Annotated in this window: 10 protein-coding genes and 1 tRNA gene; 6 read left to right on the plus strand and 5 right to left on the minus strand. The window is 59.1% G+C overall.

Annotated features, from left to right (window positions below; translation table 11 throughout):
* The first annotated feature begins 89 nt into the window (after positions 1-89).
* Both A9G06_RS02205 and A9G06_RS02210 read left to right on the plus strand, forming a co-directional pair.
* Positions 90-166, plus strand: a tRNA-Asp gene (locus A9G06_RS02205).
* A gap of 584 nt (positions 167-750) precedes the next feature.
* Positions 751-2,703 (plus strand): ligand-gated channel protein, encoded by a 1,953-nt coding sequence (locus A9G06_RS02210; RefSeq protein WP_069554136.1) that lies wholly within the window; start codon positions 751-753, stop codon positions 2,701-2,703.
* A 66-nt stretch (positions 2,704-2,769) separates the two neighbouring features.
* Here A9G06_RS02210 and A9G06_RS02215 read toward each other — a convergent pair whose 3' ends face one another.
* The 3 genes from A9G06_RS02215 to A9G06_RS02225 all read right to left on the minus strand — a co-directional run bounded on the left by A9G06_RS02215 (position 2,770) and on the right by A9G06_RS02225 (position 6,416).
* Positions 2,770-4,158: a sensor domain-containing diguanylate cyclase gene (locus A9G06_RS02215; RefSeq protein WP_069554137.1), complete on the minus strand. Its 1,389-nt coding sequence runs from the start codon at positions 4,156-4,158 to the stop codon at positions 2,770-2,772.
* A gap of 140 nt (positions 4,159-4,298) precedes the next feature.
* Entirely contained in the window at positions 4,299-5,660 is a 1,362-nt protein-coding gene (locus tag A9G06_RS02220) for an ATP-binding protein (RefSeq protein WP_021231762.1), read from the minus strand.
* A gap of 33 nt (positions 5,661-5,693) precedes the next feature.
* The gene (locus tag A9G06_RS02225; protein WP_005336534.1) at positions 5,694-6,416 is read right to left on the minus strand and encodes a response regulator; all 723 of its coding nucleotides are present in this window, start codon (positions 6,414-6,416) and stop codon (positions 5,694-5,696) included.
* Positions 6,417-6,615: 199 nt separating this feature from the next.
* Here A9G06_RS02225 and A9G06_RS02230 point away from each other — a divergent pair, with 199 nt between their 5' ends.
* On the plus strand, positions 6,616-6,966 hold the full coding sequence (locus tag A9G06_RS02230; RefSeq protein ID WP_042059745.1) for a hypothetical protein: 351 nt from the start codon (positions 6,616-6,618) through the stop codon (positions 6,964-6,966).
* Between the two features lie 177 nt (positions 6,967-7,143).
* Here A9G06_RS02230 and A9G06_RS02235 read toward each other — a convergent pair whose 3' ends face one another.
* Together A9G06_RS02235 and A9G06_RS02240 are read right to left on the minus strand one after the other, a co-directional pair.
* Positions 7,144-7,563, minus strand: coding sequence for a hypothetical protein (locus A9G06_RS02235; protein WP_069554138.1), 420 nt, complete (start codon positions 7,561-7,563; stop codon positions 7,144-7,146).
* A 99-nt stretch (positions 7,564-7,662) separates the two neighbouring features.
* The gene (locus tag A9G06_RS02240; RefSeq protein ID WP_042030198.1) at positions 7,663-8,577 is read right to left on the minus strand and encodes a LysR family transcriptional regulator; all 915 of its coding nucleotides are present in this window, start codon (positions 8,575-8,577) and stop codon (positions 7,663-7,665) included.
* A 258-nt stretch (positions 8,578-8,835) separates the two neighbouring features.
* On the opposite strand from A9G06_RS02240, the gene A9G06_RS02245 reads away from it, so the two are divergent.
* Genes A9G06_RS02245 through A9G06_RS02255 form a run of 3 tightly spaced genes read left to right on the plus strand, consistent with a single transcriptional unit; the run spans position 8,836 to position 10,317 of the window.
* Entirely contained in the window at positions 8,836-9,168 is a 333-nt protein-coding gene (locus A9G06_RS02245; protein WP_041210051.1) for a hypothetical protein, read from the plus strand.
* A gap of 30 nt (positions 9,169-9,198) precedes the next feature.
* Entirely contained in the window at positions 9,199-9,885 is a 687-nt protein-coding gene (locus tag A9G06_RS02250; RefSeq protein ID WP_069554139.1) for a pirin family protein, read from the plus strand.
* Between the two features lie 39 nt (positions 9,886-9,924).
* A complete protein-coding gene (locus A9G06_RS02255) occupies positions 9,925-10,317 on the plus strand; it encodes a DoxX family protein (protein WP_041210053.1) in 393 nt (130 codons plus the stop codon).
* Positions 10,318-10,457 lie beyond the last annotated feature (140 nt).

Genomic DNA, 10,457 nt, shown 5'->3' on the forward strand with positions numbered 1-10,457 from the left:
AAACGGTGATGTGGATAATCACGTCACTGGCTGCGAGGATGACACCTCAGAAGAAGCGGCAAACAATTTAGCGCAAGCTAACCGAATGCGGAGCGGTAGTTCAGTCGGTTAGAATACCGGCCTGTCACGCCGGGGGTCGCGGGTTCGAGTCCCGTCCGCTCCGCCACTAATTTGAAGGCCTTCCCGATTGGGAAGGCCTTTTTGCCATGGGCGATTTTGTCCATAAGACCCACAGGTTTGCATACCAGAACGAACACAAAGCCCAGTCTCACGACCGGGTTTTGATGTTTTAGCCTGCTGGTGAGCTGCCGACATCCCACCACGATGGCAATACCTTCCCCTGTTGGTGTTCTTGCTACTGTTTCCACCTCTGTATCGCAGCACATCCCATCTTGGCGATATTGTTCCGCTGCGAACTGATAGAGCTTGAGGATTAAATCAGGTCATCTTGCAACGGTACGTCATCGCTTCCGCTTGTTTGTTTAATTCCCGTGTTTGTTTATGGATTTATTCCATTAAAACAGTCTCTTATCAAGAATGAGCTGTTTTGTAGCAGGAATGCCACGCGAGGCAAATGATAATGATTATTGTTTGAATGATCTGGGAGGTGTCGTTACAATGCGGACTGATTAATAAAGTGCTTTTCAAATGAGCCTTTTCTAATACTGCGCCTGGCCGGATGCCAGGGCGTTGTAACGAATGAAGTAAGGGAATACGCCACCTTCCTACTAAAAACGTTCAGGCTAAAACATGACAACAGTGAAACTGAACAAGCTTGCCTTGTTGATCTGCTCCCTTCTTGCGACCCAGGCCTATGCTGCCGAACAAGAGGTGATGGTCGTCACCGCTTCCGGCTTCCAGCAGAAGATTGAAGACTCTGCAGCCTCCATCTCCGTGATTACCCGTGAGCAGCTGGAGAAACGGGCATATCGCGATGTGACTGATGCCCTGAAGGATGTTCCCGGTGTTGTGGTGACTGGCGGTGGCAGCAGCAGTGATATCAGCATTCGCGGTATGGGGTCGAAATACACCCTGATGCTGGTTGATGGCAAGAAGGTGGATAGCCGTGGCACTCGCCCGAACAGCGATGGTCCGGGTATCGAGCAGGGCTGGCTGCCGCCACTGCAGGCGATTGAGCGCATTGAGGTCGTCCGTGGCCCCATGTCATCCCGTTATGGTTCCGATGCCATGGGGGGCGTGATTAACGTGATTACCCGCAAGACCACCGGCCTGGCCTGGCAGGGATCGGTTCATGCTGATTCGACCTTCCAGGAGAACAAGGATGCTGGCAACAGCTTCCAGACCGATGCCTATACCGCAGGTTCACTGATCGATGGCGTGTTGGGGCTGCGTTTCAACGGTCAGCTTGCCCATCGCGGTGAAGACAAATTTACCCAGGGTTTTGCCGAGCAAGAGACTCGCAGTGGCACGGCGGTGCTCAGCTTCAAGCCTGATGACCATAACCGCTTCGATCTGGAAGCCAGTCGCAGTCTGCAGGATCGGGATCGCACGGCCGGCAATTCGCTGGCTGTGAAGGCGAAAGATAGCCTTAATCGCTACGAGCGCACCAACTATGCGCTGACCCATGATGGCCAGTATGATTTCGGCTCTTCCAGCAGCTATCTGCAGCAGGAGACCAACACCAACCCCGGCCGCAAGATGGAGCTTACCAACACCATCGCCGATACCCATACCCAGTTTATTCTGGGGGATCACTACCTGAGTGTCGGTGGTCAGTATCGCTATGAGGATCTGCACGATCAGGGCAATAACCTGAAAGTGGCCAACCCCGCCGAACAGTTGACCCGCTGGAGCTGGGCGATGTTTGTCGAGGATGAGTGGTCACTCACCGACAGCTTTGCCCTGACCGGTGGCGCACGCATGGATCGGGATCAGAATTACGGCTCTCACTGGAGCCCGCGCCTTTACGGCGTCTGGCATCTGGATGATAGTTGGACCCTGAAAGGGGGCGTCTCGACCGGTTACCGCTCCCCTGACTTGCGGATGTCTGCGGCCAACTGGGGTCAGGTCACCGGTGGTGGCAGCCTGGATGGCATGCTGGTCGGCAACCCGGATCTCAAACCCGAGACCAGCGTGAGTGAAGAGATCGGCCTGCTGTGGAACGGCCATCAGGGCTTCAATGCCGGGGTGACTCTGTTCAACACCGACTTCAAGAACAAAATCTCCGAAGTGCGCCGCTGTACCGACAAGACGCAGCCAGCCTGTACGCTCAATGGTCACAGCTATGACTTCATCAGCGATCGGGTCAACGTCGACAAGGCGAATATGCGCGGGGTCGAGGGGATGATGGATTGGGCCATCAACGAGGATTGGTCGGTCAGCTCCAGCTACACCTTTACCCAGTCCGAGCAGAAGAGTGGCCCACTGGCGGGCCATGCTCTCAACCAGATGCCCCGTCACATGTTCAACGGCAGCGTAGACTGGCAGACCACCGAGGATCTCAGCCTCTGGTCACGGGTCAACTTCCGTGGCGAGACTTCCGAGTACCTGAGTCGGGTGAAGATGGCGGAGGGGACCCCGTCCTACACCTTCTTTGACATGGGTCTGGTCTACAAGGCCAACAAGCATCTGGATCTGACTGCCGGGGTCTACAACCTGTTCGACAAGACGGTGGATTACAGCAGCTATGGCACTGTGCTGGATGGTCGCCGCTACAACCTGGGCGTGACCTACAACTTCTGATTGGGAACCTGTCATGCGGCCGCCATCTTCTGATGGCGGCCGTTTTTATTGCGCGTCCGTCAGGGGCTATGCCTGATAGGGAGCGGCTTGCCAGGTATTGCGCCCCAGTCCCTTGGCCTGATACATGAGGGCGTCAGCCTGCCGTAGTAGCTGGTCGGCATCAGCCTCTCTCTCTGCGGCTACCCAGACTGCCCCGGTGCTGATGGAGAGGGTCACCTCGCCGCTGCTGGTGTGCAGGGTTTGCCGGTTGCTCTCCAGGCAGATGCGCTTGGCCCATTGCTCTGTCTCTGCCAATGTGGCCAGCGGCAGCAGCAGGCAAAACTCTTCGCCGCCGATGCGGGCCAGCAGGGCCTCTTCGGGCAACAGGTTGCTCACAGTCGTGGCCAGCTTTTCCAGCAACAGATCCCCGATGCCATGACCAAAGCGGTCATTGGTCTCCTTGAAGTGATCCACATCGAACAGCAGCAGGGCACAGGGATCCCCGCTTGCCAGTCGTTGCTCCATGGCGGGCATAAATGCCCGTCGATTGAGCAGGCCGGTCAGGGGATCGGTACTGGCTTGTTTCTCCAGTCTGGCATTGGCGCGACTCAGCTCTGCCGTGCGATTGGCGACAGCCCGGCGCAGTTGCACGATATAGGCCACCATGATGAGTCCCGCGGCCAGCAGTAGCCAGGGACCGAGGTGGATGGGATAGACGGTTTCGACATGCATCCATTTGCGGATGATCCGCTCCCGATCGCTCTCTTTGAGCTGGGCGAACCCCTCTTCCAGCCGGTTTAACAGGGCAAGGTCGCCCTTTTTCACCGCAAAGCGGATCTGGTCGGTATAAAGGTGGCGAACCGGAATAAAGCGGGTGGGATCGTCCGAGGTATAGATGTAGAAGTTGGCGACCTGCAGATCGGCGATAAAAGCCTTCAATTCCCCTTTGAAGGCCGCAGCCAGCATGGTGTCATTGTCATTGAAGGTCTGCAGTCTGGTGCCGGGGAAGTAGCGCCTGGCGTAATACTCCTCGTAGCCACCGGCCACCACGCCGACCGTTTCATTGAGCAGGTAGTAATGTACATCGGTGCCGCGCAGTTCGCTCGAGAAGAAGAGTTGGGAGTCGAGCTGGGCGAGAGGCCGGCCATAGTCGAACAGTTTGTCCCGCTCCGGTGACCAGAGCAGTCCGGCGTGAACGTCCGCTTTTCCCTCATGGAGCAGGTCGAGGGAGCCCTGCCAGTCGACCAGCCTGAACTCGATCTTCTGGCCGGTCACCCGGGCATATTCACGCCATAAATCGATCAGCAGGCCATCCGGCTGGCCCGACTCATTGATATAGGAGAAGGGCTGCCAGGCTTTGGAGTTGGTAATGATGATCGGCTCTTCCGGGGCTTTTGCCCTGGCTGGCAGGGCAAGGGCGAGCAGCAGGAGCCCCCATCCGATACTGACTATGACTCCTGTCCTGGAAGAGGCCATCCTTGCTCCAATCCGCTGCCGTATACCGTTCCGTGGTCACCGATTATCACCGCCTTTCTGATCGAAGAACAAGTGCTCAGATGATGAAGTTTGCATGATGCAAACGGCGCTATGACAAGGCTGGCGGATAGAGTAACTACTTACAGCGGCAGGCTGATCCGCGCCTCCAGTCCCCCCTGTGGCCGATTGAGCAGGGTCAGCTCGCCGCCGTGCTGATGGACCAGAGTGCGGGCGATGGAGAGCCCCAACCCGACACTGCCGGACTCTGTGTTGCGCGCTTCGTCGAGCCGTACGAACGGCTTGAACACATCTTCCAGCCGGGCCGGATCGATCCCCGGTCCGTTATCGCAGACCCGGATCAACAGCTCCTCCTTGCGCCGCTCCAGCGACACTTCGGCGCTGCCGGCATATTTGATGGCGTTGCCGATCAGGTTCTGCAGCACTCGGCGCAGGGTGTTGGCCCGGCAGGCGTAGACCTCTTTGCCTTCCGCCAGACAGGTGACCGGCTGGCCGGTATCGGCATAGTCATCGCACAGGCTGACCAGCAGGCTGACCAGATCCAGCTCGCGAGTGGCCTCCTGCTGCCCCTCCTCGCGGGCAAAGCTGAGGGTGGCCGCCAGCATCTGCTCCATCTGTTGCAGGGTCTGCTGGATGCGCTCCTTGTCCTCGCCATCGGCCAGAAACTCGGTGCGCAGCCTCAGGCTGGTGATGGGGGTGCGCAGATCGTGGGAGATGGCCGCCAGCATCCGGGTTCTGTCCTGCACGAAGCGGTCGAGCCGGGTGTGCATCCTGTTGAAGGCCTGAATCGATTCGCGGATCTCGGTCGGCCCCTCCTCTTTCAAGGGTTCGATATCCTCGCCCCGTCCTAGCCGCTCCGCATTGCCTGCCAGCTGCTTGAGCGGGCGGGTGGCACGGCGAAACAGCAGCACCATCAGCCCGATCACCAGACTGGCGACCAGCATCAGGTTGAGGGTGGTCTGCCACGACCAGCTGCCAGCCTCCTTGTCGACCAGCGAGCTGAACTGCAGCCAGCCCCCCTGCGGCAGTTCGATGGAGCCGTAGAGCCGCATATCCCGCGGCGGGGGCGGCCCCTTGCGATCCCGCATCATGCGGGCATGATGTTCCCACGCCTTGCTGCGCTGGGTATCCTCCTTCAGTTCGGCACTGATCTCGACGGTGAGGCCGGGGGGGTAGTTGAGGCGCGAGCGCACCAGCTGCTCGAAGCGGGGACTGCGGTTATCCGGTTGCAGCGGCTCGTCGGAGAGGCGCAGCAGCAGGGTCTCGCTGCGGCTCGCTTTGAGGATCTCGTCATAGAGGGACGGGGGGGAGAGGGAGAGCAGCCGCACCACCGAGATGATCCGCTGCATGGCGTTGCGGCTGTTGACGAAGCCGAGCGCCTCCTCCCGATCCGTGCGGTAGATCTGGATACTGAGCAGCTGGATCAGGATCAACCCCGCCAGCGCCACCAGAATGATCTGGCCGGTCAGCCCCTTGGGCCACATCCGTGCCCACAGTCGTCGCAAGGTGCCCACTGCTTAAACCTGCGTCACGTCGGCGGAGAACATATAACCACCACCCCAGATGGTCTTGATCAGCTCCGGATTCTTGGGATCCCGCTCCAGCTTGCGGCGCAGGCGGCTCACCAGAGTATCGATGGCGCGATCGAAGGCTACCGCCTCGCGGCCACGGGCCAGATCCAGCAGTTGATCCCGGCTCAGCACTCGCTGCGGGCGTTCCAGAAACACCTTGAGCAGATCGAACTCGGCGGTGGAGAGGCTCAGGCCCACCCCATCCTCATCGACCAGCTCCCGGCGATTGACGTCGAGCAGCCAGCGATCGAAGCGCAGATCCCGGGTCAGGGTCTCGGCGGCGGGTTGGGTTTCTGCCTGGGTGCGGCGCATCACCGCCTTGATGCGCGCCAGCAGCTCGCGCGGGTTGAAGGGCTTGGCCAGATAGTCGTCGGCCCCCATCTCCAATCCGATGATGCGGTCGGTCTCTTCCCCCATGGCAGTGAGCATGATGATGGGCAGGTTCGATTTGACCCGCAGCTCGCGGCAGAGGGTCAGGCCATCTTCACCCGGCATCATCAGATCCAGCACCAGCAGATCGAACTCACGCTCCTCCAGCAGTCGCTTCATCTCCTTGCCATCCCGGGCGCAGCTGACCCGCAGGCCGTGCTGCTCCAGAAAGCGCTTCAAGAGATCGCGGATCTCGCTGTGGTCGTCGACCACCAGAATGTGGGTGTTGCCCTGGTTCATGTATACCTCCCCTGCTTGGCGTTGGCACGAGTATACGAAAATCCGCCCGGCGGTTTGTGTCAAAGTGTGCCAGATCCGCACGATGCCACACTCTGCTACAAAAAAGGGTGAGGCTGGCAAAGTTCAGACACCGATAGGGTGTTTACTTGAGGGCAAGGCAAGAGCGCCGAACCAGAATCATCCCTACAGGAGATAGACCATGAAAAAGCTGACCAAAACCCTGCTGACCGCCACCCTGATCCTTGGCCTGCCGCTGGGTGCCTATGCAGCCAGTGAAGCTGCCCCCACCGGCCAGCCCGGTGCCATGGTGGATTGCCCGATGGACGGCGGCGGCATGATGGGTGGCAAACACCACGGAGGTCGCCACGACAAGATGGCCCGCATGCAGAACATGACCCCGGAGCAGATCCAGGCCAACCTGCAGCAACGTTATGACCGCATTGAAGATCCTGCCAAGAAGGCGGAGTTCATCAAGAACCTCAACGAGCGTGCCGCCGGTATGACCAAGCACGCCGAAGCGATGAAGCAGTTTGCCGAAGCGAACCAGTAACAGCGCCAGCTGTTATCAACCCAAGGGTGGCCGAGGCCACCCTTTTTGTGTTTACTGCGTTGAGTAGCAGATTGGTTGAACGCTGGTGATTGCCAATAAAAGAGGGGAGCCTGATGCTCCCCCTCTTGCTATCTGTGCCGGTGCGGGTGTTCAGCCCACTCCACCGGACGAGTGAACTTAGCCTTGAGCCTTGTCGGTCAGCTCTACTTTCTTGACGGTTTCGCCTTCGAACTTGATGACCACGTTTTTCTTGGCGGCGTCGGTATCTTTCAGCAGGGTTTTGGTGGTTTCTGCCAGCAGCGGAGAGGCCTTGTTCAAGGCATCCAGATCATAGGTCCACACTTCCAGACCGGATTCAGTCTTGGTGGTGGCAGGAGCGCCCAGCTTCTCTTTAATTGCCTGCTTGTTGGAGCCGCCTTCCTTGATATCCAGTGCCTTCTTGATGGCTTCGTTGGATGCGCTGTCCACTGCACCGGATACGGCAGTGCTGGCCGCATCCTTGACGCTGCTGGTGACGCTGTCGGTCAGCGAATCCATCAGGCCGGCATTGGCAAACAGGGGCAGGGTGGTGAGGGCAACCAGCAAACTCTTTTTCATTTTCTACAGCTTCCATGGGTTCAATGAGGCGGCTATGAAATCAGCAAAGATATTGGGCGTCAAGTGAGGCATGCAATTAACATTTCTGTTAACTGGATCTCATTTCTCACCAGCCGCAAACAGTTTTGGTATCTCCCGCACCAGCCAGCTTTTGGCCTTGCCCATGGTGTCTCGCCGCCAGGCCAGCACGACCTGGAGCTGATGGCGATATTCGGGGCTGATCACCTTGAGCCGTCCGGCCCGGATGTCCTCCTCAATCCAGCTCTGCGGCATGGTGCCGATGCCTAGCCCGGCCAGCAGGGCATCGCGCTTCTCCGCCATGGTGCTGACGGTGAGGCGCGGTTGCTTGTCGAGCAGGCGGTAGGTCAGCACCGGCTTGCGCAGCGCGGTATCGGCGACGGCGATGGCGCGATAGCGGCGCAGGGTCTCGTCGGCGAGGGGCTCCGGCTCCTGATGGAGAGGGTGGTCGGGGTGGGCGACATAGAGCATAACCTCCTCTTTCAGCACCTGATGCTTGATGCCGGTCATCACGATATCCGGGTTGAGGGAGGAGATGAGCAGGTCGGCGCGGCCATCCTCCAGACACTCCCAGCTGCCCGCCAGCACTTCGGCGCGCAGTCTGAGCCGGGTATCGGTCTGCTCGGCCAGTCGATCCACCAAGGGGTAGAGCGCCTGCAAGGGCACCAGCGCATCGACGGCGATGGTGATGTCGGTTTCCCAGCCGCGGGCCAGCGCCCGGGTCTCGCCCACCAGATGCTCGGCCGCTTCCAGCAGTACCCGCCCGCGTTCCAGCAGCATGCGCCCCGCCGGGGTGAACTTGGTGCGGTGGCCGCTGCGGTCGAACAGCATGGCATCCAGTTCATCTTCCAGCTTTTGCACCGTGTAGCTCAATGCCGAAGGTACCTTGCCCAGCTCGTCGGCCGCCGCCGCGAAGCTGCCACGGCGGTCGATGGCATCCAGCACCCGGATTGCCTCCAGGGTGAGTGCGCGTTCCTTGTTCGACTCCTTGGCCATCTTTCACCTTCAATTTTTTTGAATATGTTCGCCAGATTATCTCGCTAACAAGTTAAGCCAAGCACCTTTAATATTCAATCATCGCTTAGGCAGGAACGTCTGGCGGCCAAATATGCGGGAAGTTCCGCACTGTGACAGGCCAAATCGGCATGTCTGATGTCGGTGAAAGAACAACACACTATTTGAATGACCTCTTGCATGGATGCATTGATTCTGGCCGAGTTGGCCTTGGCAATGACATATAAAACAAGAGAGTGAATGAACATGAAAAACGTAATCAAGATGCTGGCCGTTGCAGGCCTGATGACCACAGGTTTCGCCCACGCCGCCGTACCGGCTGACTTCAACGCCACCCCGGGTGTGCTGTTTGTGAAGTGGCACTCCACCGCAGCGCTGGATGGCAAAGCCAACCCGATGCTGGAAGTGCGCGACGAGTCTGGCGATCTGCTGGCATCGGTCCACGCCAACCTGATGGGTACCCAGCAGGTGAAGATCCCGGGTCGTACCCAGGGCAACCTGACTGTCAGCCTGGCTGGCGAGAGCAGCGAGTATCGCATTCCGTTTGGTCTCGGCGGTGGTAAAGATCGCTAAACCGAACCCCGGATAGATGAGGAGCACACCATGATGAAATTGAGAGCCGCAGAGGCGCGAGGCAAGGCCAACTTCGGCTGGCTGGACGCACGCCACAGCTTCTCCTTCGGTCACTACTACGACCCGGAGTGGATGGGACACTCGGTGCTGCGGGTGATCAATCAGGATCTGGTTGCGCCGGGTGGCGGATTCGCCACCCATCCTCACGCCAATATGGAGATCCTCACTTGCGTGCTGCAAGGCACCATAGAGCACAAGGACAGCCTCGGCCATGTCGAGCAGATCCCGGCAGGGGATTTCCAGCTGATGAGCGCAGGCAGCGGGATCCGTCACAGCGAGTACAACCCCTCGCAGATGGAACCCCTCTCCCTGTTGCAGATCTGGATCGAGCCGAATGAAGTCGGCACGCCACCCGGATATCAGCAGAAGAAAATTGAGTCCAGACCGGGTATGACGCTGGTGGCGTCACCGGATGGCGAGGCGGGATCCTTCGTGATCCGCCAGCAGGCCCGCGTATGGCGGCTGGAGCTGGCCCCGGGCGAAACGCTCGACTGGGCACTGGCTGGCCGACATGGTTACCTGCAGATGATTTCAGGGGAGCTGACCGCTAATGGTCTGGCTGCCCGACCCGGCGACGGGGTACTCAGTCGTGATGAATACCGGTGGGAGTTGGTTGCGACAAGTGCCACTCAGGCCCTGTTATTTGACCTACCCTGAAGCAGTCAGCGGTGATGTGACACAAACGAGGAATATGAAATGGACAAGATGAAAGATGTAGCGCTGCTGGCGGGTCGTGTACTGCTGGCGCTGATGTTCGTGATTGCGGGCTGGGGCAAGATCGGTGGTTACGCCGGCACCCAGGGCTATATGGAAGCGATGGGGGTGCCGGGTTTTATCCTGCCGCTGGTGATCCTGCTTGAGCTGGGTGGTGGCCTCGCCATCATGCTGGGTCTCTTTACCCGCAGCCTGTCGGTGCTGATGGCCGGTTTCACCCTGATGGCCGCCTTTATTTTCCACTACCAGCCTGCCGAACAGATGCAGATGCTGATGTTTATGAAGAACGTCTCCGTCGCTGGTGGTTTCCTGGCGCTGGCGGCAGCCGGAGCAGGGGCTTTCAGTGTGGATGCCCGTCTCGGCAAAAACTGGTAACAGCCAGTTAGTTTGAGTTTTCCAATGCCTTTTGGCCGGTGCCCTGCACCGGCTTTTTTCTGTCTGCGTTTTCCGGGTCGGTAAGGCAGCTGCACAAATCTGCGGCCCCCCTCATGGTTCGGCGGTTTGCCCGCCTGCTG

The sequence above is a fragment of the Aeromonas sp. DNP9 genome, from assembly GCF_001728955.1.
GTDB classification, from domain to species: domain Bacteria; phylum Pseudomonadota; class Gammaproteobacteria; order Enterobacterales; family Aeromonadaceae; genus Aeromonas; species Aeromonas veronii.